The 25,431-nt window shown below is 41.9% G+C and carries 21 protein-coding genes, 4 pseudogenes and 1 other annotated feature; of the genes and pseudogenes, 2 read left to right on the forward strand and 23 right to left on the reverse strand.

Annotation, left to right across the window (positions count from 1 at the left end):
• Positions 1 to 23: 23 nt before the first annotated feature.
• Positions 24 to 1,202 carry an ArsA family ATPase gene (locus tag AT864_RS02610; protein WP_197430991.1) on the forward strand — a complete coding sequence of 393 codons (1,179 nt, stop codon included), beginning with the start codon at positions 24 to 26 and terminating at the stop codon, positions 1,200 to 1,202.
• Positions 1,199 to 1,390 carry a hypothetical protein gene (locus AT864_RS02615; RefSeq protein WP_066146158.1) on the forward strand — a complete coding sequence of 64 codons (192 nt, stop codon included), beginning with the start codon at positions 1,199 to 1,201 and terminating at the stop codon, positions 1,388 to 1,390. The genes AT864_RS02610 and AT864_RS02615 overlap by 4 nt, the downstream gene beginning before the upstream one ends.
• A 43-nt stretch (positions 1,391 to 1,433) precedes the next feature.
• Here AT864_RS02615 and AT864_RS02620 read toward each other — a convergent pair.
• The 23 genes and pseudogenes from AT864_RS02620 to AT864_RS02745 all read right to left on the reverse strand — a co-directional run.
• A pseudogene (locus tag AT864_RS02620) lies at positions 1,434 to 1,571 on the reverse strand (RHS repeat-associated core domain-containing protein); the annotation flags it as partial.
• Between the two features lie 845 nt (positions 1,572 to 2,416).
• Positions 2,417 to 3,696, reverse strand: a pseudogene (locus AT864_RS02630) (IS110 family transposase).
• A gap of 133 nt (positions 3,697 to 3,829) precedes the next feature.
• Positions 3,830 to 4,255 (reverse strand): hypothetical protein, encoded by a 426-nt coding sequence (locus AT864_RS02640; protein ID WP_156450481.1) that lies wholly within the window; start codon positions 4,253 to 4,255, stop codon positions 3,830 to 3,832.
• Between the two features lie 60 nt (positions 4,256 to 4,315).
• On the reverse strand, positions 4,316 to 4,906 hold the full coding sequence (locus AT864_RS02645; RefSeq protein ID WP_066146564.1) for a hypothetical protein: 591 nt from the start codon (positions 4,904 to 4,906) through the stop codon (positions 4,316 to 4,318).
• A 114-nt stretch (positions 4,907 to 5,020) separates the two neighbouring features.
• A pseudogene (locus AT864_RS18615) lies at positions 5,021 to 5,911 on the reverse strand (transposase).
• A gap of 575 nt (positions 5,912 to 6,486) precedes the next feature.
• Positions 6,487 to 7,248 carry an RHS repeat-associated core domain-containing protein gene (locus AT864_RS02655; protein WP_156450482.1) on the reverse strand — a complete coding sequence of 254 codons (762 nt, stop codon included), beginning with the start codon at positions 7,246 to 7,248 and terminating at the stop codon, positions 6,487 to 6,489.
• 386 nt (positions 7,249 to 7,634) lie between these two features.
• Positions 7,635 to 13,205: a DNRLRE domain-containing protein gene (locus AT864_RS02665; RefSeq protein ID WP_231734577.1), complete on the reverse strand. Its 5,571-nt coding sequence runs from the start codon at positions 13,203 to 13,205 to the stop codon at positions 7,635 to 7,637.
• Positions 13,206 to 13,446: 241 nt separating this feature from the next.
• Positions 13,447 to 14,295: a prephenate dehydratase gene (gene pheA, locus AT864_RS02670; RefSeq protein ID WP_044742996.1), complete on the reverse strand. Its 849-nt coding sequence runs from the start codon at positions 14,293 to 14,295 to the stop codon at positions 13,447 to 13,449.
• Positions 14,296 to 14,315: 20 nt separating this feature from the next.
• Positions 14,316 to 14,711 carry an ACT domain-containing protein gene (locus tag AT864_RS02675; RefSeq protein ID WP_044742997.1) on the reverse strand — a complete coding sequence of 132 codons (396 nt, stop codon included), beginning with the start codon at positions 14,709 to 14,711 and terminating at the stop codon, positions 14,316 to 14,318.
• Between the two features lie 78 nt (positions 14,712 to 14,789).
• Positions 14,790 to 16,076, reverse strand: a complete 1,287-nt coding sequence (gene obgE / locus AT864_RS02680; RefSeq protein ID WP_066146176.1) for a GTPase ObgE — start codon at positions 16,074 to 16,076, stop codon at positions 14,790 to 14,792.
• A 16-nt stretch (positions 16,077 to 16,092) separates the two neighbouring features.
• The gene (locus AT864_RS02685) at positions 16,093 to 16,644 is read right to left on the reverse strand and encodes a sporulation initiation phosphotransferase B (protein ID WP_044742902.1); all 552 of its coding nucleotides are present in this window, start codon (positions 16,642 to 16,644) and stop codon (positions 16,093 to 16,095) included.
• Positions 16,645 to 16,862: 218 nt separating this feature from the next.
• Complete coding sequence (gene rpmA, locus AT864_RS02690; RefSeq protein WP_044742903.1) at positions 16,863 to 17,153, reverse strand: 50S ribosomal protein L27; 291 nt, start codon at positions 17,151 to 17,153, stop codon at positions 16,863 to 16,865.
• A gap of 5 nt (positions 17,154 to 17,158) precedes the next feature.
• Positions 17,159 to 17,500 carry a ribosomal-processing cysteine protease Prp gene (locus tag AT864_RS02695; protein WP_044742904.1) on the reverse strand — a complete coding sequence of 114 codons (342 nt, stop codon included), beginning with the start codon at positions 17,498 to 17,500 and terminating at the stop codon, positions 17,159 to 17,161.
• A gap of 10 nt (positions 17,501 to 17,510) precedes the next feature.
• Positions 17,511 to 17,819, reverse strand: a complete 309-nt coding sequence (gene rplU, locus AT864_RS02700; RefSeq protein WP_027409453.1) for a 50S ribosomal protein L21 — start codon at positions 17,817 to 17,819, stop codon at positions 17,511 to 17,513.
• 14 nt (positions 17,820 to 17,833) lie between these two features.
• Positions 17,834 to 17,913: a sequence feature (ribosomal protein L21 leader region), on the reverse strand.
• Positions 17,914 to 18,126: 213 nt separating this feature from the next.
• A pseudogene (locus tag AT864_RS02705) lies at positions 18,127 to 18,991 on the reverse strand (M50 family metallopeptidase).
• On the reverse strand, positions 18,984 to 19,751 hold the full coding sequence (locus AT864_RS02710) for a M23 family metallopeptidase (RefSeq protein WP_044742906.1): 768 nt from the start codon (positions 19,749 to 19,751) through the stop codon (positions 18,984 to 18,986). Before AT864_RS02710 ends, AT864_RS02705 begins: the two are co-directional and overlap by 8 nt.
• Positions 19,752 to 19,872: 121 nt before the next feature.
• Positions 19,873 to 20,676 carry a septum site-determining protein MinD gene (gene minD / locus AT864_RS02715; protein ID WP_044742907.1) on the reverse strand — a complete coding sequence of 268 codons (804 nt, stop codon included), beginning with the start codon at positions 20,674 to 20,676 and terminating at the stop codon, positions 19,873 to 19,875.
• A 2-nt stretch (positions 20,677 to 20,678) separates the two neighbouring features.
• A complete protein-coding gene (minC, locus tag AT864_RS02720; protein ID WP_221212047.1) occupies positions 20,679 to 21,332 on the reverse strand; it encodes a septum site-determining protein MinC in 654 nt (217 codons plus the stop codon).
• Positions 21,333 to 21,410: 78 nt separating this feature from the next.
• Positions 21,411 to 21,929: a rod shape-determining protein MreD gene (mreD, locus tag AT864_RS02725; RefSeq protein ID WP_066146180.1), complete on the reverse strand. Its 519-nt coding sequence runs from the start codon at positions 21,927 to 21,929 to the stop codon at positions 21,411 to 21,413.
• Positions 21,926 to 22,792: a rod shape-determining protein MreC gene (gene mreC / locus AT864_RS02730; protein ID WP_066146183.1), complete on the reverse strand. Its 867-nt coding sequence runs from the start codon at positions 22,790 to 22,792 to the stop codon at positions 21,926 to 21,928. The genes mreD and mreC overlap by 4 nt, the downstream gene beginning before the upstream one ends.
• 18 nt (positions 22,793 to 22,810) lie before the next feature.
• A complete protein-coding gene (locus tag AT864_RS02735) occupies positions 22,811 to 23,833 on the reverse strand; it encodes a rod shape-determining protein (RefSeq protein ID WP_066146186.1) in 1,023 nt (340 codons plus the stop codon).
• A gap of 142 nt (positions 23,834 to 23,975) precedes the next feature.
• The gene (radC, locus tag AT864_RS02740) at positions 23,976 to 24,656 is read right to left on the reverse strand and encodes a DNA repair protein RadC (RefSeq protein WP_066146189.1); all 681 of its coding nucleotides are present in this window, start codon (positions 24,654 to 24,656) and stop codon (positions 23,976 to 23,978) included.
• 6 nt (positions 24,657 to 24,662) lie between these two features.
• Positions 24,663 to 25,244 (reverse strand): nucleoside triphosphate pyrophosphatase, encoded by a 582-nt coding sequence (locus AT864_RS02745; RefSeq protein WP_066146191.1) that lies wholly within the window; start codon positions 25,242 to 25,244, stop codon positions 24,663 to 24,665.
• Positions 25,245 to 25,431 lie beyond the last annotated feature (187 nt).

The following is a 25,431-nucleotide window of genomic DNA, read 5'->3' on the forward strand; positions in this document are numbered from 1 at the left end:
ATGCGTAACATTAAGGGGGACTAATGATGAGAATTATTTTATACACTGGAAAAGGCGGCGTAGGAAAAACAAGTATTTCTGCGGCAACAGCTATACAAAGCGCAAAAAAAGGATTCAAAACTTTGGTAATGAGCACAGATCCAGCTCATAGCTTAGGAGATTCTTTCGGTATTACATTGTCCTCCGAGCCAACACAAATGATGGAAAATTTATGGGCACAGGAAATTAATACAACATATGAAATGGAAAAAGGTTGGGGGAAAATCCAAAAGTACATCACATTATTATTTACTTCACGTTCAATAAGTGATATTACAACAGAAGAATTAACGATGTTTCCTGGCATGGAAGATCTAATGAGCCTCTTAAAGATTTTAGAATATTATAAAGAAAAACAATTTGATGTCATCATTATAGATTGCGCGCCAACAGGGGAAACACTGGCAATGCTCAGCTTTCCAGATATGCTCAGATGGTGGATGGAGAAACTATTCCCGCTGAAGCGTAAAGCATTAAAAGTGATTCGTCCTGTGGCGCAGCCTCTACTTGGCATTCCACTTCCAACAGACGATATTATGGAAGAGCTCGAAAATGTGCTAGAGCAGCTTGATGAAATGCGACAAATCCTTTCAAACCGTGATATTACGAGTGTTCGGATTGTTGTCAATCCAGAAAAAATGGTCGTTAAGGAAGCTCAGCGCAGCTTTACGTACTTGAACTTATACGATTACAGCGTGGATGCCATTATAGTGAACCGTGTCATTCCAGACAGCATTGCTGACCCTTATTTTCAAGTATGGAAAGATATTCAACGGAAATACAAAACAATGATTCAAGACAGCTTTACCCCCCTCCCAATATACGATGCACCACTATTTGAGCAAGAACTGGTCGGTGTAAATATGCTAGAACGAATGGGAGAAACAATATTTGCAGAAGATGACAACCCTATATCTATCAAATTTAATTTACGAACACAGCAAATCGAAAAAGATGGTGACCGCTATACATTTTCTGTCTATATTCCATTTGCCAATAAACATGAGCTATCCCTCCATCAAAAGGGAGACGAACTCATTATTCGTGCTGGTGCTGTAAAACGAAACATCACGCTGCCAAGAACATTAGCTCCTCTAGCCATTATCGGCGCCAAATTTGAGAACGACGTATTAAAAATTCAATTTGGAGGTAGTAACTTATGAATGAACAGGTTGTTAGAAAAATTATTCAAGCAAAACTCAAGATTGGCACTAGTATTTTAAACAAAATGCCTCAATCCTTGAAAGAAACATCTAACTTATTTTTAAGAATTCTTGCAGAAGAATTGCCATCAGTTCCTAAAACAGATAAAAAAACTAGCAACAGTTTAAAAAATATCTCTATAGACTAAATTCGACAAGTGGCGGACACCCGTCCCACTGTTAATTCGCATCATAATAACGCGCCATCAGGTAATATAGCCCGGTTTCCTCATCGTAATAATACCCGGCATAACGGTATGGGTTCGCTGTTGCCAGCGCACCGGTTTTAGACAGAATGTTGCCCCATGCGTCATACTCGTATTGCGCGATCGTGACCGGGCGTCCCAACGCATCCCACGTATATTCCGCTGCGATGTTGTTGTTGCCATCTGCTCTATCCAATAAACCAGGTGACAGATACTCACCTTACAAAACACCCCCAGCCGCATTTTTTGCGGCTGGGGGATTCTACATGCTATTTGACAAGTGACAGGTTTAGTCCCCGATATTCAAACACTACTTAATTAAACAATAGAGAAAAAAAGAATGCTGATAAAAATATTAAACCGATCGAAAATATGACTAATATTCCTTTTATAATTTTTACTGGCAACATTCTTAGGATTATATTTAAAAAATACATTATAACAACTTTATTAAAAGATTCTGGAGTAGGATCATTTATATACTCGTTCTGTTTATGAATCTCGTTATTTAAGTGCTTTATTGTCCAGTAAAGAAGAGCTATTCCCGATAACAGCACCATACTTGCCGCAAATAAGATAAACATAACAACTCCCTCTATAAACTTTAATTTTCTTCAAAATTCTCGCGTTTTCCTTGAATTTCGCTAACACATAATAGCTTCTTCATCCCAAATAAGTGGATATTACTTGTATTCATTCAATATATTTACATGGTGAGGTACATCCTATAATACAAATTTACAATATCTGTAATATCATGTATGACCGTGCAAGAAGTCTCCACACTTCTCATGGTCGCTCACCCTCCCATGTATCACTGGATTATAAGATCCACACATTCCTTCGTCCTGCGTATCCATGAGGGAGGTTGGATATGCTCCTTTACAGGGTCTAATGCCCGAATGGTAAAAATATACTCCAACTCTGCACTATTGGTGTTTGTCAGAATAACAAGTCATTTGAAAGCTTTTACGCAGCCTGTAATGCTTTTATTTGAGGGAATCCCTTTAATAACTTTAATCCATCAAACTCACACTGTTTCTTACCAATGGCAAATAACACACGTAATAATTTACAATACAAGGCAATTAGAGACTGTTGTTTTTTTAACGGCCTGTCTGGCCGATTGGTATAGTAATGATGCAAGTCTTTAAATACAGGATTATGGGCAACCAATGGTCGAATGGCTAGGTATAATGCTTTTCGTAAACGTCTTCGCCCCCTTTTGGTTATGCGTGTTTGCCCTTTATACTTTCCTGAACTGTGTTCTCTTAAAGAAAGCCCTGCCAGATTGACTAATTGTTGCGGATGATTGTACTTGGTTAAATCTCCTACTTCCGCAAAGAACAAAGCAATGGTAGGGTGACTAAGTCCCCGGATATGGGTCATTTGTTTCGCACTTGGTATGCTTTCAACAACACCTTCTAGTTCTTCATCTAGTTGTGCTAACTGTTTCTTGTAAAGCTCATATTGATCCAATAGGCAATCCAATTCTCTTTTTGCCAACTGGATTCCTGTCTCAATCCCAACGCTCTTTTTCGCTACTTCTACGAGTCGGGTTGCTCGTTTCAGCCCACCCCCACGCTGTACATACGGTTTCCATTTTTGCAGCACTTCTTCTGGTGACAACTTTTGAATATGAGAGGGAAATGGAAACATGCGCAAGGTATAAAAGGCTGCTTTACCTTTCCAATCTCCAAACACATCGAAAAACTCTAGGAAAAAGCGCTGAATGACGTTTTCAATCCTCCCTTCAATGATCATAAGCTGTTTGATGAGCTGATCTCGTAATTTGACGCCTTCCCTTAGTTCAGCGTATACGCCCTCTAATAGGTTCGGTACGGAGTATCGCCCATCTTTCATTAACTGTGCAATGACACGAGCATCTTTTGTATCGTTTTTTGTAGGCGAATTGTCATCAAGCTCTTTACTTTTTTTGACGTGTATGGGATTCACTAGCACTACATCATATCCTTTTTAAGAAAGTAGGCAAGATTTAGCCAATAATGACCTGTTGGCTCCATTCCAACAATCACGTGGTCCTTATGATTTTCTTTTTGAATATGATTAACCCAATCTAATAAGGTTTGAAAGCCGTGTATACGATTTTCAAAGATCAATCTCTTGCCAAATTCTAAGCCTCGGTCATCTTGAAAACGGGCAATGTGCTTTTCTTTAGCTACATCAATACCTATAATGAGAGTTGATGGTGTAATTTGAGAGCTTTTTTGATTTTGTGTATAATTCATTTTGAGTCCTCCTTGGTTTATTGAAATTCGGGGTCAACGCGCATTGACACCCTGTACTATACCAAGGGGACTTTTTTTATCAAACCTCAAATTTCCTCATTACAGGAATGCTCCTTTATATAATTAAAATATCTTACTTTAATTTCTTTAAAAAATCTAGATATCCTTTAGCCTTATTCCAAATAGCGTCAACTAGCCCAGACCATGTGATAGGGTCTCCACCTGCTACTTGCAATAATATATATTCTTTTGCCGCATATGTGACATCCCAGGCAAACTGACCTGCTTTAGCTATTTGAGACTTGGTCATATAACTAGTTATTCCTCTACCATATATACCTATTAAACCCCCCGTAACAAATAACTTACCGAATTTTTTCCAATCAAATTTATTTATCCACGCACTCCGATTAAATTTATATTTTTTATAAAAGTCCCAAACCATTTGCCAAGTTGCATTTGCGCCTCCACTTAGAAACGACAATACAATCCATGCATAGTTTCCATTTGGATCCACATACATTACCGGATTATTTTTCGTATACGCATACTGATTCAAACTTTGCGGCTCATTTTCAAACCCATTCGACAAGTGACAAGCACCCGTCCCACTGGTCTTTTAATAAGAACCTACCCAAAACCAATTTTTATCTAACCTTTTTATTTCTTTAAAATCGCCACTAAAATCATGCTTAGAAGGCCTTTGATCATTTGGTGAATACACAAATCCTGAAAAATTATCCGAAATTCCTCGAAAAGTAAAGAAAAAAATTGTATAATCATCATTATTTTTTTCTATCATAATCTCTCCTCCTTTAGAGAGGTGCTTATTTTCTTTTGGTAAACGAATGAACGACTGATCATTTAAGAGATTTGGCTTCAATTCCCCATTTTCAACCATCCTAACAACCTCCTCCCTCTCAGCTTTATTTACTTTAAAATCTACATCTAATACAACCTGGGTGAAAGGAAAGAAAATCCATAACAACAGAGTCATAAACTGGATTGCAAATGGTTTCCAATCCCTATTTTTAACAAGATGGATGATAGCTCTAACAGTAATAATGGCGAAAAGAACAAAGACAAAAATCCATATAGGTACCATTAAAAATTCTGTTACTATGTCAATAATTTTCCATTGAGTAAATTCCATAAAAATAACTAAAGCGCTGCTTATGAATGCTAGAAATAATAATCGGTTCTTTTTCATATTACTCATCCTCTCAATCATTAAATCGATTCCTACACTTAGCTTGAATAGTAAAAAACAAATATTTTTCATAGATCATCTGTATATCATTAATGAAAAGATGGTGTTGCAAAACTAGAGTAAAAACTCGAAGTTATGCATAAGGATACAGCATAACACATGCAGAACATATCGATAAAATCCATACCATCGCAGCTGTTCCACCCCATCACTTTTTAACTCATTAAATACCCGTTCAATCCTGCGGTGAAGCCCAAACAGCCATTGGCCAAATCTCGTTTTCAAAAAGACAGGAAGAACCCAGCCATGGGCATCTTTTCGCTCCTCGCTATTGCGGCGGTTGATAGGGGAAATGAATAGGATTCCTGACTGCTCTGCAGTTTGACGAACCTTTTCGCTGTCATACGCGGCATCGCCCAAAATACCCATTCGATATCCTATTGCTCCAAAGAAGCAAGCCATTCTGGTGCCACTGCCGCCTCCTTTCGATTCGCTTGGCAACACATGAAATAAAATTGATTCCCTCGGCAGTAGTGCACAGATGGAGCTTATATCCTTTGAACCAGTGATATCGGGTGGACACTCCTCACTTTGCCTATGAATCGTAAAGACGGCTTCAAAGGGTCGTACTGTCGATCATCACAATTTGGGATACCGTACTTCTAGATCTTTAAGTACCTGTGCATGAAAGACGGGAAATCCTTGTTCCCTAAACCACTTCGCCGCACGAGAAAAAGTAGACAGATGAGGAACCTTACTAAGCCCGCAGGCCCGTTGAAAACAGCGAAAACGCTGTAGGACGCGTACGAATTTTCGCAAGGAATCAATGGCAAAATAGGTTTTCAAAAAGAAACATTTCAACCACGATTTTTTCGATACTGGTGGCCTTCCTGTCACATACGGTGTTTCCGGCAACGAAAGCGAGTCGATCTATCGAAATAAGGATGCTAAAAGCGGATCCATTTCATAAGGCCATGCATGTTCATTGTTTAAATTGGAAATCATGATCGTGTCCACCCCTTGGTAGTTGGTTTTGGTCACTGTATATGATTTCCAAGGTGGTGGATTTTTTATGTGCATTTATGCATCCATTATGCGTTTTGCAACACGTTCAATAAACAATAATAAATCAAGAAATGGAAGATGCTATTAGTTAGAATGCTACTGATTAATTTAGTATATGCTTATTTAATTCAATAAAATTTCACGAAAGTAAAAATTATCCCTTTAATAAGGCATATATAGAAAATTTCCTTGAACCTTTCAAAAACAGCCATTCTTCAATAGATTACTGAAGAATGGCTGTTTGCAGTTGAGTCCTTCTAACAGATGACTGCAATGGTTAACCTCTATAATATTAACGACACTTATGAAGAATTTTCAAAACCATAAAAAGATTAATTTCCCTTTTCCTTACATAATATTCAGAACAATAACTTTTAGTTTTTTTAGTAGACATATGATAGAGACTTGTATACAAAAATAGGAATAATCTTTAAAATAATGATACGTGACAATCTAAACATTTATTGTTTGTCAAGGGAACTTTGGGGTGATGAATTTTTTCGTATTCAATCACCTTAGAATATTCCAAAATTTTTTGTATAGTATCCTATGCCTAATCTTATCATAGCTTGATCTTTGGGATCATCTCCAAACGCGTACCATTTTCCACCATTACCACTACGTATCTGAGCTATACCTGCGCCAACTAATAATGTTAACGGCGAAAAACCTGCAGCAGTTCCTACTGCGCCATAATGTATATTACCAAATTGTTCAGGTGTATAGACTTTTTTGCCAAGCAAATAATTATATTTGTTAGCCTTGTTTTTATAATCCCAAGGTTTATGATAATTAACAATATTTTTAAACCATACTAAATTAAGCATATGTTGTCTAGCAATAGGCACATTATGCTTTATAATCGCATCACCATCGTAATACAGTTTTCCTTTGTATTTAGTATAAGACACCCATGTGGACACAGCAGCATGACCACTTGGATCAACATATATTATAGGATTATTTTGGGAATAGGTGTAAAGATTTAAGCTAAGATTATCGCCTTCAGATCCATGGAACGTATCTCTTGTAATAAACCGTCCCATATTCGCATCATAATACCGTGCCATTAGGTAGTATAACCCGGTTTCCTCATCGTAATAATACCCGGCATAACGGTATGGGTTCGCTGTTGCCAGCGCACCGGTTTTAGACAGAATGTTGCCCCATGCGTCATATTGGTATTGCGCGACGACATTTCCGCTTGCATCCGTCAATGCGACGACATCTCCATGGCCGTTTACATGATAGTAGTAAGTGACTCCGCCTTTCGTCATCGTGACCGGGCGGCCCAATGCGTCCCACGTATATTCCGCTGCGATGTTGCTATTGCCATCTGCTCTATCCAATAAACCAAGTGACAGATACTCATCCTATAAAACACCCCCAGCCGCATTTTTTGCGGCTGGGGGATTCTACATGCTATTTGACAAGTGACAGGTATCCGTCCCAACGATCAACCAGCGCCACGAATAATATAATTATTTTTTGTTTGTATCATCACTTTTTTCAAAAAGAAATATAATGAGTAAACCAATCCCGGTAGCAAAAGGAACACCTATTAGAAAATAGTAAATGTTTTTAGGTATACCAAAGAAATTGACTAGATATAGAAAAAGAGTCCCCCATATAAATAAAGTAATAGATTTCATCCAATTTTTCATTAAATATCAATCCACCCGTTTTTAGGATGTTTATCCCGCTTGTCAATTTCCTTTGCAATCATTGTACCTATATCTAAATAATCAAGTGCAACCCCCACTGCAAAGCCTACAATCCAAGCTAATTTATTTGCTCCCCAAGCTTGTAGACGGGACACTACGGTTTTATAAAACAGCCTTTTCGCTGCCTCTTTTCCTTTTTTAATAATAAAGGCTTGGATTGCACCAGTACCACCACCAACGGCTGCACCAATAGCAAAATTAAAAATTGAGCCTGCCAAGTTCACTCCTATTATTCTTAAATGCCCACTTGAGTCAATATACATCACCGGATTATTCTGAGTATACGCATACTGATTCAAACTTTGCGGCTCATTTTCAAACCCATGGAACGTATCTCTTGTAATAAACCGCCCCATATTCGCATCATAATACCGCGCCATTAGGTAGTATAACCCGGTTTCCTCATCGTAATAATACCCGGCATAACGGTATGGGTTTGCTGTTGCCAGCGCACCGGTTTTAGACAGAATGTTGCCCCATGCGTCATATTGGTATTGCGCGACGACATTTCCGCTTGCGTCCGTCAATGCCACGACATCTCCATGGCCGTTCAAATGATAGTAGTAAGTGACTCCGCCTTTTGTCATCGTAACCGGGCGGCCCAATGCGTCCCACGTATATTCCGCTGCGATGTTGTTGTTGGCATCTGTTTCATACAACAAGCGAATCGAGTCGCCATCGTAGTGATAGTAAGTCGTACCGCTTGATGTTGTTTTGCTGATGCGTCTTCCTTGATGGTCATACGTATAGGTTGCGATCGTAGCGCCGGATGCGTTTTTTACTTGAATGAGACGGTTTTCGTTATCATACACAAACGTCTTGTTGCCGTTGTTCGTTAAATTCCCGTTCACGTCATATGTGTATGCCTGTCCGTTAACGGCTGTTAATTGGTCCGCAGCATCATACGTATACGTGGTCGTTGTCGTAGTCGTTCCATTGTTGACGATTTTCTTCGTCCGGTTGCCAACCGCATCGTATTCATACGTAATCGCTGTTCCATCCGCTAGTGTTTCCTTTGTCAGCTGATTCAATGCATCATACTGATACGTAATCGTGCCATCTTTTGTTTCTACAGTCGTAATATTGCCGTTGGCATCGTAATTGTAGAGGAAGTAGTTTAAAACATTTCCGTTTGCACCGAAGTTTTTCAGTGATTTTAGCTGATTGGCATCGTTATACTCATAAGCGGTATAAGTTCCATTGGCATGGATGATGGACGAAATATTTCCGCGCTCATCGTACGTAAATCTCGCTAAATTCGCGCTGTTTCTTGACAAGACGACTAACTGGTCCAATGGATTATAGCTGTATCCGATCGTATCAGTCGTTGTACCAGCCGTAATGGATGTCGATGTAACATTTCCATTATCGTCATAACCGTAGGCAATGGCGTTCGATGATCCTTTGCTGATGCGAGTCAGACGGTTGTTTTTATCGTATGTGTACGTGGTCGCATTTCCATTGGCATCCGTCACCGACGTCACGTTGCCATTGGCATCGTAATTGAACGTCCATTTTGTTGTCCCGTTGTAAGCAACGGCAACGAGTCGGTTCAGCGCGTTGTAGCTATAGGATACGCGATCCCCGGTTGCATACGTAACCCCTGTAAGATTGCCGTTTTTATCATAAGCAAAGGATGTCGTTTGATTTAACGGGTTCTTGAAACTAGAGATTTGGTTCCATTCATTATACGTATAGTTGGTTGTATAATTCTTTGCATTAGTGACCGATGTTCGATTTCCCACACCGTCGTAACCATAGGTAGTCACATTTCCGTTTGGGTCGGTGACTTTGGTTAATTGGTTATTGTTGTTATATTCGTAAGAAGTCGTTTTTCCTTTTCCATCTGTGACGCTCGTTTGGTTTCCGATAGCATCGTATGTGTAAGAAACCGTATTTCCTGCCGGATCGGTGACTTTGGTGACGTAGTTTTTCTTTGCATCATACGTGTACGACGTCAGAGAAGCTCCTACTTCTAGACGCATTGCATCAAACCATGCTGTGCCCGTTTGATTATAATAGTAATAATACACGTCAATGTAATCGAATGCCTGTTTCGGCTTCACTTCCGCGGCAACATGCTGCCAATCGGTCTTCATCTTATCGAAATCGTTGGCGTAGTCCCAGTCTGTTGTACCATTCGTATAGTGGATCGCTACTTGCAAGCTATAGTAACCGCCGTTTGGATTGGCTCCTTCCTGTTTGGACCATCCAGACAACGTAAGTTTGGTGTTGCTGTCGCCGGAAATATTGATTCGTTGTTTAATATATTTATTTTTCCCAGACTCTCCCGTGATTTTAAATGACTTGCTTCCGACATATATATTCGCAACTGTTGTATCTAGTCCATCATTTGCTGATAAGTTGCCGCTTGTTGTCCAACTGTCAGGAATTCCATCACTATTAACATCTCGCTCAAAGCTTGAATTATCTACAAGATTATAGGCGCTGACAACCGTTCCTTTCTCTAGTTGGATCCCATCGAAATAAGCAGTTCCAGAACCAGCGTTTATACCGACAGATACTCGAATCGTCCGAGTTCCCGATGGAGCATTATCCGCTACAACATGAAATCGGGTCCAGTCGTTCGTTCCTGCCAACCCATAAGAAATTTTTTGATTTAACCAGTTTCCTTGTGCATCAAAATATTCAACTTTTATAAGGGCCTGTGCAGACATGGACGATGTTTTTACATAACCGCTTGCCACATAAATTCCACCATCATACGGCTGCTTATCAGAACTAACAATTGCCCATCCAGTTGAATTGGAAATACTAATCCCTTTATTCCCAAATTTGCTTGTTGCGGTCCAACTGAATGTAGCGGTTTTCCCTGATTCTACCGCCTTTGTCCAGTTATCTGGCCAATTATCCGCATTATTATCCAATTCGAAGCTAGAGTTACTTACCAAGTTATCGGCTGATGACATTGGATACGTCGAATACTGCAAATTTCCCACATTATCGTATCGTTGCGAAACTGATTGCGTATAAGGATCAATCGCTTCGGTTTGATTATTATTTTGGTCATAATCAAAGGTGCTGACGTTGCTGTTAAAATCCTGCTCTTTGATAAGATTGTTTTGTAAATCATACGTATATTGTGCGGACTGATTTTCCGGCAATTGAACGCTAACGATATTTCCTTTTTCGTCATATTGATAAATGAACGCTGCGGTTCCGTTTGCCTTATTTTCATTTGGTTCTATCACTCGGGTTAAATTATTGTTATTATCATAATCAAATGTGGTTACAGCTTTGTTTTGAGCATCTAAAGGATTTTCTGTGATTTGAATAATATTGCCGTTAGCGTTGTACGTATAATCTATCCGTCTCCCTTCTCCATCTGTAACCGACGTAACACTATTGGTTTTGTCATAGGAATAATTGGTAATACTCGTTGCAGGCGTGCCGTTAATCGTAATAGGGCGTTCAATACTTTTTACGCGGTCCGATGTATCATAGCCAATTGTCGTCATAATATTTCGAGCATTTTTAATACTTGTTAGATTATGATCTGAATCATACGTAAAAATGGTCGCATTTCCTTGAGCATCCCTGACTTTGGTTAGGTTACCGAAAGTATCATACTCATAAGAGATGGTTCTATTTGCCGGGTCGGTGATACTTGATACATATCCATTTGTTCCATAGGAAATGGTCGTCGTTCTTGCTGATGCATCTGTAATTAAAGCTAATTTTCCGTTTGCATTATAATTCAATGTAGTTGTGTTCCCGTTTGTATCAACAATGCGAGAAAGTTTTCCATTTGCATTGAAATAAAGTTTTGTACCGTCCGTTTTTGTTACTGTATAAGTGCCGTCTCCATTCTTGATTAGATCAAGATAGACACCACCAGCAGCTTCGTATCCCCCACCCACTTTTTCACCAAAAATATGACGAGTATTATCTCCATCAACAAACGTAATGGGGCCATTGCTTGCATCCCAAATGTTCATTTCGACATTAGACATCCAACCATAACCAAACATTCCATTTGTTCCGGACTTTCGACTATTGTATGTTCTTGTAACTTCAACATCTTCACCCAGACCAGAAATAGCAAGATCCGTTGTTTGTAAAACAAAGTTTCCGTTTGCTGGATTCACCCCATCTTTAGTGGTCGTCCAGAAAGATTCTTGGCCGATTGGCTCTACCCAATAGTTAATCGTGATGCGTGGAGTATTAACACTGCTATTTACCGTATTGAATGCACGATAGGGAGAAGACGATTCGTTTTGTTGTTTTAACATCAATCCGTAGTTTGGCTGAATGCCATTGTACCAGTCCTTAACTAACTGAGTGATGTCCCAACTCCAGTACGCATTGGCTGTATTGTTTGTTGTTGTTGATTCTTTTGTACTTCGAACAGAAGGTTGATTATTCCAAGTAACAGAAGAAGACCAGTTACTTGTGATCCGATATAAATCAATGGACACTTGTTGACCATCAGCATTTGTTTGATATGCATTAAATGTCGCATTGGAAATCACGCTATCACTTGGAAGACTTGGAAGGTAAAATCTCACTAAAGCACGAGTCATGCCGAAATAACTGCTGTATCCTGTATTCATGTATGTGTTACTCGAGTAAATTGAGTCAGGATAATTGCTTGCAATAAAATTATCACGTAAAACATCCCAATCATTAATCGTAGGATCAATCGTTACTGGGTATGTTGTATCCGGATCCTGCAAAAAATTTTCATCCGCTATAACATCTACATAAGTTTTACCATTTTCCTGGCGCAAATGAAAAGCAACTTGGTCCGAATACTTATTATTTGCATCAAACATATATGGCTTTTCAAAATACCATTGAGGGTTCCCTTTGGCATCCTCAAAAACGATGGTGCCATCTTTTTTAGCAACAGCAGTCAATCCTTTTAATTTAATCTCAAAAGTAAATGCATTATTGGAAGGCTTATTGTTCAGAATAATATCTTCTTTGACAGCATTTCCTTGAATACGGTATCGCACATCTGTTTGTTCAAATAATCCCTTATAAGTAATTTCATTATTTTTGACAATTCCTTGTACATTTTTATCATTAATCGGAATAAGTGAAAGTTTTTTATCGTTTTCTGCAATAGAAACAAGTTCAGCTTGGTTAGAATGTTCTGCAAATGCAGCTTTAAAGACATTAGCTGTAGTTTCAAATTGGTTTGTTTTATTTGCTTTTAGATTGTTATTAATTTTTTTCCATTTTTTATCAAGAGGATCTTGATAAAATTGAGGTTGTAGATATATCTCTTCTGTAAAACTTCCATCTGGATTCAAGTATCGAGTTGAGTACTTGGTTCGCTTGCTTTCTAATTCCAATTTTGTTTTTGGCCGTTTGTCAGGAAGATCACCAAGTTGAGCTTCAATCTTTTGTTTTTTCGTCATCACTCGATCTGACTTTCCAAGAGCAGCCTGAGTAAACGATGGAGCAATAGAACTAAAAATTAAGCAAAAGGAAAGAATCACAGCCATATAGCACTTATAGCGAAATCCCCGTTTCCTTGCCATCTTATTGTCTTCCTTTCATCATTTTCTAATCATCCGGATGACAATAAAATTATAGCAACGCCATATAGAAATTTAGAATAATCCAAATAATGTAATTTTACAAACATCTACTGTCACATACTTCTTTCTACCTTTAAACACCATGTAGGATGAAAATATTCATAAGAGATTCTCTTAATAGTCAAGCAACATCTAATACATAAAACACCCCCAGCCGCATTTTACGCAGCTGGGGGGATTCTTAAATGATATAGTAGGGATAGCTTCCCAATACTTGCACCGTGCAGTCGAGCGCCTCAAGCTCAGCGATGGCTCCGGGGATGAGGATATCATCCATTTTTTGATCGATGTCGATAATAAAAAAATAGTTTCCTAAGCCCGTTTTCGCTGGACGCGATTCGATTTTCGTTAAATTTAGACGGCGCCAGGCAAAGGCGGACAGCACTTGGTGCAGGGCGCCGGCTTGATCTTTCGGCAATGCGATCATCAGCGTTGTTTTATCGCCCGCATACAGCGGTGATTGCAGTGGCAACGCTTCATTCTGCCGACGGACGACAATAAATCTTGTATGATTATAATCGTAGTCGTGAATATTTTCACGTACGATGGTTAAACCATATTCTTCCGCGGCCAATCGATTGGCAATCGCCGCGATTGGAAGATGCGGATTTTGGCTGACGAATTGAGCGGCAGCGCTCGTTGACGTCATATACACATATTTTGCTTTTTTAAAATTTTGATGCAAAAATTTATGGCATTGTGCAATCGCGTGAGAATGTGAGTAAATTTCTTGTACGTCACTCCACATATGTGCATGATAGGGATGCACCATTAAATGCTGCTGAATCGGCGCGATAATTTCCCCGACAATCGGCAGCGGCTGTTCATGAATCAAATAATCCACCGTCAAATTGACCGAGCCTTCGATCGTATTTTCAAGCGGAACGACTCCTAGCTCCACTTCTTGGCTGCTGACCGCATCAATGCACTCCGGAATCGTATCATATGCGATTTTTTCGGCAGCGGGAAATAGAGTGGTTACCGCTAAATCCGTAAAAGTCGCTTTTGGTCCTAAATAGCCAATTTTCATCATTCGCCTCTCCCCTGATTCTAATAAGCGCCTGACCCGACAATTTCCACCTTTTCAACAAACTCGAGATGGCGCAATTTTGCCAATAAATTCTCGATGTCCTCATTCATATCGTTAGTGCTAATTGACATTGTCACGTTGGCACGGCCCTGCAGCGGAATCGTCTGGTGAATCGTCAGCACATTGCAGCCGGCCGCCGCAACGACACTGAGCAGCTTGGATAGCGTGCCCGAACGATCTTCAAGATGGAAAAACAATGTAACGATGCTTTCTTTCACAACAGCTTGAAATGGAAATACCGCATCGCGGTATTTGTAAAATACGCTGCGGCTCACATCAACCAGCTGGACGGCTTCCGCTATCGAGTCGACTTTTTTCCGTTCCAATAACTCCTTTGCCTGCAATACTTTTCGCATGGCTTCCGGCAGCACATCTTCCCGCACTAAATAAAATTTCTTATCTAACTTATCCAACGGACTGCATCCTCCGCTTCTTTAATCGATAAATTCGAATTCGTAATCGAGCAATTTCACAATGTCGCCATCTTTTGCCCCGCGTTCGCGCAAAGCGTCGTCCACTCCGAGTGAACGCAATTGCCGCGCAAAGCGACGCACAGATTCATCTCGTGAAAAATCGGTCATCTTAAACAGCTTTTCGATTTTCTCTCCCGATACGATAAACGTGCCATCACTGTCGCGCGTAATCGTAAATGCTGGCGCCTCCTTCTCCAATGTATAAACAACGCGCTGGACGGCTGGCTCTTCCGTTTCATGAAGCGGAAATTCCGGTGTCGTTTCTAAAAGATCGGCAATGGCAAATAATAAATCGCGCAATCCTTGCCGTGTAATCGCGGAAATTGGAAAAATCGGCACCTCTTCTGGCAGCTTTTCTTTAAAAGCTTGCAAGTTTTCTTCGGCATTCGGCATGTCTATTTTATTGGCGACAATGATTTGCGGCCGTTCGGTCAACCGCAAATTATATTGCTTGAGCTCCTCATTAATAATAACATAATCCTCATACGGATTGCGGCCCTCTATCGCTGCCATATCAATGACATGAACAATAACACGGGTTCGCTCAATATGGCGCAAAAACTGGTGGCCAAGTCCGACTCCTTGATGGGCCCCCTCAATCAGCCCCGGTAGATCGGCCATCACAAAACTGCGGCCGTCGTCTGTTTCAACTACCCCTAAATTCGGAACGAGGGTCGTAAAATGATAATCGGCAATTTTCGGTTTGGCAGCCGAGACGACTGAAAGCAAAGTGGATTTTCCGACGCTCGGAAATCCTACGAGTCCCACATCAGCGAGCAGCTTCAGCTCAAGAATCACATCGCGCTCTTCTCCCGGCTCGCCATTTTCGGCAATTTCTGGCGCCGGATTAGCAGGAGTGGCAAAGCGCATATTCCCGCGCCCGCCGCGCCCGCCTTTCGCGACGACAAAACGTTGGCCGTGTTCTGTTAAATCAGCAAGCACTTGCTTCGTTTCCGCCTCCATCACAACCGTTCCCGGCGGCACTTTGACCACTAAATCCTCCGCATTTTTTCCGTGCTGTCCCTTCGACATCCCGTTTTCACCTTTGGCTGCTTTAAAATGGCGCTGATAACGAAAATCCATAAGCGTACGGAGCCCTTCGTCTACCACAAATACAACATCGCCGCCTTTGCCGCCGTCTCCTCCGGCCGGTCCGCCTTTTGGTACATATTTCTCGCGGCGAAATGCAACCATTCCATTTCCTCCGTCGCCGCCTTTCACATAAATCTTTACTTGATCGACAAACATGCTGCTTTCCTCCGATCTATCCTTGATGCTTACGTGCAATTTTAATCGCTACGGTCATTTCATCTTTATGTATAGAAAATTGCTCTAAACATAGGGAAGCTCCGCGTTCATGAGTGTTGAGCCATTCCATAAACGCGTTCTCATCGCTTATTGTGCCACTGTAGTCAAAAAACAACCGCACTTCCGCGTCGAATGCTTCAATCGAAATCTCTAAATGGCTTTCACGATTCATATCGGCTTGCTGTTCCATCACCTGTAAAAACGCTCGACACCACTCGGTAAGCTCGCTGTCATGTGCCGATAAATCACAGCCGTCCCCGAGCACTTCATACGATATGGAAATTTTCTTCGCTTCCCAATTATAAGTCATTAATAGTTCTGCAAACTGCTTCGCCCCTAAATTTGTGAGTTTCGTCTCATGCTGCATGTCCCGAACGATTTCTTCAATAATCTCATGGACTCTCTCTATTTTATTCAATGCCAAATTCCCTTTAATCAACTGGATTTTATTCAGCCAATCATGCCGGGAATGGCGTAACGCATCTAATATGCTCCATTTTTCCTTCATTGGTGGCGCTCCTACCCATTTATTTTTAGTTAAATTATACCAAATAGCAAATAAAACAGCTAGTGGCGAAATAAAAAGCAGAGGCCGATCGGCTAGGAGATTTTTTTACGGCAATAAACCCGCCTGGCATAACCTTTATCGCTTTGGACGGGCTGTTTCAAACCGGGGCAAAAAGAAAACCCTAACCAAAAGCGGTTAGAGTTTTCAAACCTTGTTTGTTATGCTTCTTGTGTTACTGGGTATACGCTCACTTTTTTGCGATCACGGCCCAAACGCTCGAAACGAACGATGCCGTCTACTTTCGCATAAAGTGTATCGTCGCCACCGCGGCCAACATTCAAGCCTGGATAAATTTTTGTACCGCGTTGACGGTAAAGGATCGAACCGCCTGTTACGAATTGGCCGTCCGCACGCTTCGCGCCAAGACGCTTCGCGATGGAGTCACGACCGTTTTTCGTTGAACCTACTCCTTTTTTCGATGCGAAAAATTGAAGGTCAAGTCTTAGCATGAGTTTCACCTCCTATGTTTATCGACAACCCGGATATACTTTCCGTAATCTCTTTCAATCGTTTGTAATGAAACGAGCATCGCTTCAAGGAGAAGCTGTACGTTCGCAGCAACGCGAACATCCTCAATATCAGGAAGCTCGCAGCGAAGATATCCGCCTTTGTCTCCTTGAGTAATATGCGGCTTGATCTTCGTCAACGCTTCAATCGCGTTGATCGCTCCGATGGAAACCGCCGATGCCCCAGCACAAACGATATCTTGTCCACGCTTTGCGAAATGAGCGTGGCCGCTCATCGTAAAGCTCTTAATGTTCCCTTCGTCTGTGCGTTCAATTTCTACGTGTATCATCGTCGACGCCTTACGCGTTAATTTTTTCGATCACTACTTTTGTGTAAGGTTGACGGTGGCCTTGTTTACGACGATAGTTCTTTTTCGGTTTGTACTTAAACACGATGATTTTCTTTTGGCGGCCATGCTTTTGAACTTTAGCTGTTACCGTTGCGCCTTCTACTGTAGGATTGCCAACCTTTACAGTTTCACCGCCTACAAGCAACACTTTGTCAAAAGTAACCGTTTCGCCTTCCGCTACATCAAGCTTTTCGATGTAGATTTCTTGGCCTTCTTGAACTTTAATTTGTTTACCGCCAGTTTCAATAATTGCGTACATTGTTGCACCTCCTAACATAGACTCAGACTCGCCAGCACGAGGCGTTTCGCCAATGCGAACACTTCCAACCTGCGCTGAGCGGTTGTAGCATGGGTGCCTTTCAAAACGACTTTTGCACCAAATCTTGCCGCTTTTGATGCGCGCAAAATTTTCTACAACATGAGAATAGTACCACAAGAAAATGACGAATGTCAATATATAAAAGCGATCCAAAAACCGTACAGCGTCTCGCGACATCTATAAGTGGTATTCGTCAGCAACAGCCGCTTTTCTTTTGGATCCAAAAGAAAAGCGGCTGTCTTCGCATTTAGACATAGAGCAGGTTGCCAATCGCTTCATTTGTTTGCCGCTCGGCAAAAAAAGCGTGCAGCACTTCGCTTTCATCAAGAATGATTTGCTCTTTCTTATTTTTCACCACAATAATGGAATGCTTCTGACAGCGGTAAAATCTTTGCAGCACTTTTTGCACCGGCTCCGTTTCCTCTACTTTAATCGGCTGCCACTTCTGATAATCGCCTTTTTTTCCATAATAGCGCTCCAATAAAAAACGCATCAGCACATAACGCCGCTGCTTCCATTCCTTCCAAAGCGAAATGAAAAGAAAAAGCGCGATTACCCATAGATCAAGTTGGGACGGTGCAATGAAAAAAATGCCTGCGATCCATAAAAAAAGAGCGATCAATGAACCAATCACCATCTGCTTATGTGCCTTTTCAAAGGGGAAGCAACGGGTTAAAGCGAGAAACAGCAGCTTCCCGCCATCAAGCGGCCAGATAGGCAGTAAATTAACAGCACAGATTGTCACATTGTAGCGGGCCCATAGCTGCCAAGTATCATCTGATATCATCCCTGCTTCCCATAACACAAAGCCAGCCCCTAACAGCCAGATATGTTGCGCCGGACCAGCCAATGTTACAAGCAGCTCCTCGCGAAACGGCCGATTCCCGTGCTCTTCTACCTCAGCAACGCCTCCGAAAGGGAGCAATAAAATTTGTTTAATGCGCCAAGAAAAAAAAAAGCGCCGTGACAGCGTGTCCAAGCTCATGAATCAATACAATACAAAATAAAAGAAGCAATTGTTGAAAATGTGCGGTAATAACGGCGATTCCTCCCATCAGCCACAGCAGCGGATGAATGTGGATTTTCATAAGCAAAGCCAGATACTTATTCAAAGGGAACCACCTGAATCGGGTCAATAAATTGATCCCCTTGCTTAATCGCAAAATAAAAAACCCCTTTTGCTTGATTCCCATCCTTCATCGCCGTTCCGACTTCTTTGCCTGCTTCAATGAAATCATATAGCTTGACCGTAATGCTCCCTAAATTCCCGTACCAAGATTCACTTCCATCCGCATGCTGGACGATAACCGTTTTGCCAATTTTATCTTTATTGCCGGCAAATATTACGATTCCGTCATCCATTGCTTCTACAGGAGTGTTGACATTTGTTTCAACCATAATTCCTTGTCCATTTTTTTCGAAATTTTCGAGAACGCGCCCCGAAGCAGGAATCGCATAAGATTTCTCGCTTTTTTTCACCGTTTCTGTCTTTTTCTCGGGAAATAAAGCAAACGGCTCGCCAAATTTCTCCTCATACCACTTCGATACCGCCGCGAATTGAAATTCATGCTCCATTGTCTGCTTCACGACCGCGCGCACAGGCTCAAACGCTGCGGAAGGGTTTTTAAAGGCAATCGCTGATATGAGCACAAGACAAGCAGCGACAAATGTTTTTAATAAAAACACTTCCTTTTTAAATAACGGATGATGCGGCTCATCTGTCGGATAGCGGTCATATGTAATGACAGGTTGCCCATATCGCTCCTCATCCGATAAATCTACAAGCGGCTGATAAGAACGGTCATACTGAAGCGAACGCTGCCGCTTTCGTTTTTCGATTCGCTTCTGAATCTCTTTTGCACGCTTATTCATCCGGTTATCACCATTCCCCCACATGATCGTTTGTAACTAATGTATGAGACAACCTATGGGGTTATGCTTAAAAAAGCTAGTTTAAAAGCTGAATGATTCAGCTTTCAAACTAGCTTTCCCTTTAACGAACACCAAAAAAACGCTTGATTCGTGTAAACATGCTTTTTTGTTCTGATTCGAGCGATTGCAGCGGCACAGATTCGCCAAGAATTCTGCGCGCAATATTTCGATAGGCAATCGAGGCCTTGCTGGTTGGATCAAGAACAATCGGTTCCCCATTGTTGGACGCTTTGATGACGTTTTCATCATCGGCGATAATGCCGAGCAAATCGATGGATAGGTGCATCACAATTTCATCAATATCCAGCATATCGCCGCTTTTGACCATATGGCCGCGAATGCGGTTGATGACAAGCCGCGGCGACTTCACATGCTCTTCTTTTTCCAGCAATCCGATGATGCGGTCGGCATCGCGAACGGATGATACTTCTGGAGTTGTCACCACAATCGCTTCATCTGCTCCGGCCACCGCATTTTTAAATCCCTGCTCAATACCAGCCGGACAATCGATCAGCACATAATCATAATCTTGCTTAAGCTCTTCCACAAGCTGCTTCATCTGCTCCGGCGCCACTGCTGTTTTATCGCTTGTTTGTGCCGCAGGTAACAAATACAGCTTATCGTCAAACCGCTTATCCTTTACAAGCGCTTTTTGCACCGTGCAGCGCCCTTCTACAACATCCACTAAATCATAGATAATCCGGTTTTCAAGACCCATGACAACATCAAGATTGCGCAGCCCGATATCCGTATCAACAAGGCAGACACGTTTTCCTAATAGCGCAAGGGCCGTTCCCAAGTTAGCGGTTGTCGTTGTTTTCCCAACGCCGCCTTTTCCTGATGTAATGACGATAGCTTCTCCCACTGCTAAAATCTCCTTTCTAACCGTGTTAAAGTCGGTCGAAGATGCATAAGTAGCTGTAAGCGATCGACAACAATTTGGTCATTGTCGTCAATGTAGGCACATTCCATTTCATTTTGTTCGTCGACTTTATAATCCGGAGCGCGATTCATCACATCGCTAATGCGCAGCTGCATCGGCTTCATCACAGACGCCGCAATCACAGCCTCCTTATTGCCGTAGCATCCCGCATGCGCAATGCCTCTTAACGCTCCAAGAATAAAAATATTGCCTCCAGCAATAACCGTTCCCCCTGGATTGACATCGCCTATTAGCAGTAAATCGCCATGCACATGAAGCACTTGCCCGGAACGGACGATTTTGGCAACAGAAACGATTTCTGTTTTCTGCTTCCATTCAATCGCTTCTTCCTTCGTCATGACATTGCTGTCAATCGAAGCAACGACTAAATTCTTTTTCGCCCGGATAAGCGCGCGCAATTCTTCCTCCTGCTCCGGCGTTAAATAACGGTTTCCAAGCTTAAGATGAACAGAAACGAGCGGTCCGTCAAAATCCTTATTCTCATTGATCATTAGCTTTTCATCCAACTCCGCAATTAAATCATCATAGGAGCACATATCATCGAGATGCAACGTCAGCCCATCTTTCGTTCCCTTCATCGTGACATATGGTTGTTTTTGCCTATTCACAACGTTCACCTCAACGAATAATTCTACAACCCCCGCCTATTTTCCTTTTCATTCTTCCCGCTCGTCACGTCCAAATTTCAGCAGCCATTGCTTTAGCGGATAAGAAAAAAGAAAAAGAAAAATGACATTGATCAGCAACGTTGGCAAAAGGCGGTGTGAATTAAATTGGTCAATCGGCATATCGGTTTCTCCAATTAGCAGTTGAATACCATAAACATAAAATTCCAGCATCATAATGGCCAGCATACTGAGAAAACAAGTAACGGCTAGATGATTATGAAAGATTTTCATAGCTTTTTCCATCACATAGGCCATTAAAGTAAACGCGAACGCGTACACTCCAAGGATTTCTGTATAAACAACATCATACAGCAGTCCGAAAATAAAACCATAAATCATTCCATAAGTTCGCGTGACATAGACGGTAATCAATAAAATAAAAACAAACAGAAAACGGGGAGCAAATAAATAATCTTGATACCATGCATTTTTCGGCCATAAATCGACTAAAATGCTTTCGCTCATAAAAATCACAATGGCGAGAAAAGGAAGAAACAGCTTTTTCACTTTGCTTCCTCCTCTTCTTGCGCAGCGTCTATTTTTCGTTTGACGACAATGACATCGTCAATATCATAAAAGTTTGCAGCCGGTTTGACATACACCATCTTGGTTAAACCGTATTGGTCCGGCACGACCTCTTCCACTTCGCCGATCGGGAGACCTTCTGGAAAAATGCCGCCAAGCCCTGATGTCATGACCAATTGCTTTTTCTCAATTTTCGCATCAAACGTTAATCCTTTTAAAAGCAAGGACTTGCGTTTTTCATCATAGCCTTCAATCAAGCCGAACACACTTTCATTCTTCGTTTGGACGTAAGCGGAAATAAAGTTTTTCCGATCAATAGAGCTTAAAAGTTGAACGGTAGCTGTAAATTGTGCAGCATGCTGGACTTTTCCGATCAATCCTCCAGGCGTAATGACAGCCATATCCTTTTTCACGCCTTGCTGCTCGCCCTTATTGATAATAATTGTTTCCTGCCAGCGCTCAGGATTCCGCCCGATAACGGTCGCGTGAATGGCAACAAAATCACGCAAGCTTTCTTTTTTCTTTAAGATCGCACGAAGCTCCTCGTTTTCCTTCTTTAAAGTTTGAACTTCTGCTTCCAGCATCACATATTCTTCAAGCCGCTCTTTGAGTATCTTGTTTTCCTTGTATGTATTCTTGATGTCTTGAACATTCTCAAAGAAGCCCGCAACGAGCTGTGCGGGCTTATGGAACAAAAGCTGGACAAAACCGGTTGTATCTTTTACGAATTGCTCAGACCATGTCAACTCTTTCCGGTCTTTCAAGGAAAAACCAATCAATGCCACGAGAAAAATAATGCTGACAAGCAATAAAATCAGTCGTTTGTTTAAAAAGAATTGTGGCATGATTTACACCTCTTGCAATTAGCGATGGCTTTTCGCTTTGTTTTTAAATAGATGAATATGGTCTAACGCTTTTCCTGTTCCGATCGCAACACAATCAAGCGGATTTTCCGCTACAATCACAGGCATCTCCGTTTCCTTGCTGATGACTTTGTCAAGATTGCGCAGCAAGGCACCGCCCCCTGTCAGCACAATTCCGCGGTCCATAATATCAGCAGCCAGCTCCGGCGGCGTTTTCTCCAATGTATTTTTCACCGAATCCACAATGGCATAGACCGTGTCGCGTAGCGCTTCCGCAATTTCTTCCGCGCTAATTTCAATCGTTTTTGGCAATCCTGTTAGCAAATCGCGCCCACGGATTTCCATCGTGCCAATTCCTTCCGGGGTTCCGGCGGACCCTATTTCGACTTTAATCGCTTCCGCCGTCCGCTCCCCGATCATGAGATTGTATGTTTTGCGGATATATTGAATAATCGACTCATCCATCTCGTCTCCAGCAATTCGGATCGATTGGCTCGTAACGATCCCGCCGAGAGAAATGACCGCAACCTCTGTTGTACCGCCGCCAATGTCGACGACCATGCTTCCAGTCGGCTCCCATACCGGCAAATTGGCGCCGATCGCTGCGGCAAATGGCTCTTCAATGGTGTACGCATCACGTGCCCCGGCTTGGCGCGTGGCATCAATCACCGCCCGTTCCTCAACAGCTGTGATGCCATAGGGCACACATACCATCACATAAGGCTTTCCAGCAAAAAATCCTTTATTTTTGGTTGCTTGGTTAATGTAGTATTTCATCATAATCGCGGTCGTTTCATAATCAGCGATGACTCCGTCCTTCATTGGACGCAAAGCGACAACGTTGCCCGGAGTCCGGCCGATCATGTTTTTCGCTTCATTTCCGACTGCCACAATTTGCTTTGTGTCCTTTTGCAATGCAACGACTGACGGTTCTCTGACAACAATGCCTTTTCCTTTCACATATACAAGAGTATTGGCTGTTCCTAAGTCGATTCCAAGATCTCTTGTTCCTAATCCAAACATAATTTGTATCTTCCTTTCTGAAACGAAATGCTAATTTTTATACTCATTTTTCGATTTTATTCGTCATTCCAAATTTGTACAGCATGGCGAGGAAAAACTCATAACTGTTATTATAACTCATTCGACAAAAAAAGAGAACTACTTACATATATCCTTTTTCTTTCAAACTGATGAACTTTTGATCGCCAATGATTAAGTGGTCTAAAAGTTCGATTCCCATGATTCGGCCGCATTCGACAAGGCGTTTTGTCACTTCCACATCTTCGCGGCTCGGAGTTGGGTCTCCTGAAGGATGATTATGGGCGCAGATAATAGAAGCGGCAGATCGTTTGATCGCTTCTTTAAACACTTCGCGGGGATGGACAATAGAGGCATTCAAACTGCCGATAAACACGGTTTTGCGATGGATCACTTGGTTTTTGGTATTTAAGTAAATGGCGACAAAATGCTCTTGTGATAAAAAGCGCAGATCATCCATGAGGTATTTTGCCCCATCTTCCGGCGAACGAATCACATATCGTTCATCGTAGCTGAGCCGTCCTATCCGGCGGCCCAATTCAATGGCGGCTAAAATTTGCACCGCCTTTGCTTTGCCGATTCCTTTAATGTTGGTGATTTCTTCAATTGTTGCCTCTTTCAGCAGACGCAGCCCTTCAAAACGATGGAGCAGCCGTTGGGCAAGCTCAAGCACCGATTCAGACTTTGTTCCGGTACGCAATAAGAGCGCCAGCAGCTCCTGATTAGACAGGCTTTCCGGGCCGTTAAATAGAAGGCGTTCGCGCGGACGTGCCTCCTTTGGAACGTCACGAATCATCAGCGTCATTGCTTTTTACTCACCATTCCTTTCTTCTTGTTTCCAGTCAAGCTTTTTCAGCTCACGAATCGTTCGGGAAAGCGGAAGCCCAACAACAGAAAAATAATCTCCTACGATCTGTTTCACAAACAAAGCTCCCTTCCCTTGAATGCCGTATGCACCTGCTTTATCCATCGGCTCTCCTGTTTCGATGTACTCCCAAATTTCTTCTTTTGTCATCTCCCAAAACATGACGGCTGTGCGCTCGGCAAAAACCGTTTCTTTTTCTGGTGAAAGAATCGCTACTCCTGTAAACACTTCATGAGTTTGCCCAGATAGCCGATTCAGCATCTCAAATGCTTCTTGCTTTGTTTTTGGCTTGCCCAGCGCCTGTCCTTCATGCACGACAATCGTATCTGCACCGATGACATAGGCATCTCGATGCTTTCGCTGCACTTCTTTCGCTTTTTGATAAGCAAGCGATTGAACCAATTCTTCTGGTGTTTGGTTGGCTTGGATGTGCTCATCGATTTCGCTAGCGAGGATATCAAAATGGAGGCCCGCCATATTCAGCAGTTGTTTGCGCCGAGGAGAACTTGAGGCAAGTATCAGCTTCATCTACCATCCCATCCTTTTTCTTCGTTTCAAATCGGAAGATACACCTGTATCGTACCAAAATTCACAATTCGACACAATTTTTTTATTTAAAAAGATGGGGGAGCTTCCATCGATCATTAACGCAGCCTAAAAGACGCCTGGAAAATCGGCGGCCAAAGCGGTCTGGCGACATTTGTCGCCTATTCGT

This window comes from Anoxybacillus sp. P3H1B (assembly GCF_001560855.1).
In the GTDB taxonomy this organism is placed as follows: Bacteria; Bacillota; Bacilli; order Bacillales; family Anoxybacillaceae; genus Anoxybacteroides; species Anoxybacteroides rupiense.

Excerpts from the sequence above, each read along its gene's own strand:
- AT864_RS02610 (WP_197430991.1), top strand. The coding sequence starts at position 24 with ATGATGAGAATTATTTTATACACTGGAAAAGGCGGCGTAGGAAAAACA.
- AT864_RS02615 (WP_066146158.1), top strand. The coding sequence starts at position 1,199 with ATGAATGAACAGGTTGTTAGAAAAATTATTCAAGCAAAACTCAAGATT.
- AT864_RS02645 (WP_066146564.1), bottom strand. The coding sequence starts at position 4,906 with ATGAAAAAGAACCGATTATTATTTCTAGCATTCATAAGCAGCGCTTTA.
- AT864_RS02655 (WP_156450482.1), bottom strand. The coding sequence starts at position 7,248 with ATGACGAAAGGCGGAGTCACTTACTACTATCATGTAAACGGCCATGGA.
- AT864_RS02665 (WP_231734577.1), bottom strand. The coding sequence starts at position 13,205 with ATGGCAAGGAAACGGGGATTTCGCTATAAGTGCTATATGGCTGTGATT.
- pheA (WP_044742996.1), bottom strand. The coding sequence starts at position 14,295 with ATGAAAATTGGCTATTTAGGACCAAAAGCGACTTTTACGGATTTAGCG.
- AT864_RS02675 (WP_044742997.1), bottom strand. The coding sequence starts at position 14,711 with ATGCGAAAAGTATTGCAGGCAAAGGAGTTATTGGAACGGAAAAAAGTC.
- obgE (WP_066146176.1), bottom strand. The coding sequence starts at position 16,076 with ATGTTTGTCGATCAAGTAAAGATTTATGTGAAAGGCGGCGACGGAGGA.
- AT864_RS02685 (WP_044742902.1), bottom strand. The coding sequence starts at position 16,644 with ATGAAGGAAAAATGGAGCATATTAGATGCGTTACGCCATTCCCGGCAT.
- rpmA (WP_044742903.1), bottom strand. The coding sequence starts at position 17,153 with ATGCTAAGACTTGACCTTCAATTTTTCGCATCGAAAAAAGGAGTAGGT.
- AT864_RS02695 (WP_044742904.1), bottom strand. The coding sequence starts at position 17,500 with ATGATACACGTAGAAATTGAACGCACAGACGAAGGGAACATTAAGAGC.
- rplU (WP_027409453.1), bottom strand. The coding sequence starts at position 17,819 with ATGTACGCAATTATTGAAACTGGCGGTAAACAAATTAAAGTTCAAGAA.
- AT864_RS02710 (WP_044742906.1), bottom strand. The coding sequence starts at position 19,751 with ATGAATAAGCGTGCAAAAGAGATTCAGAAGCGAATCGAAAAACGAAAG.
- minC (WP_221212047.1), bottom strand. The coding sequence starts at position 21,332 with ATGAAGGGAACGAAAGATGGGCTGACGTTGCATCTCGATGATATGTGC.
- mreC (WP_066146183.1), bottom strand. The coding sequence starts at position 22,792 with ATGCCACAATTCTTTTTAAACAAACGACTGATTTTATTGCTTGTCAGC.
- AT864_RS02735 (WP_066146186.1), bottom strand. The coding sequence starts at position 23,833 with ATGTTTGGATTAGGAACAAGAGATCTTGGAATCGACTTAGGAACAGCC.
- radC (WP_066146189.1), bottom strand. The coding sequence starts at position 24,656 with ATGACGCTGATGATTCGTGACGTTCCAAAGGAGGCACGTCCGCGCGAA.
- AT864_RS02745 (WP_066146191.1), bottom strand. The coding sequence starts at position 25,244 with ATGAAGCTGATACTTGCCTCAAGTTCTCCTCGGCGCAAACAACTGCTG.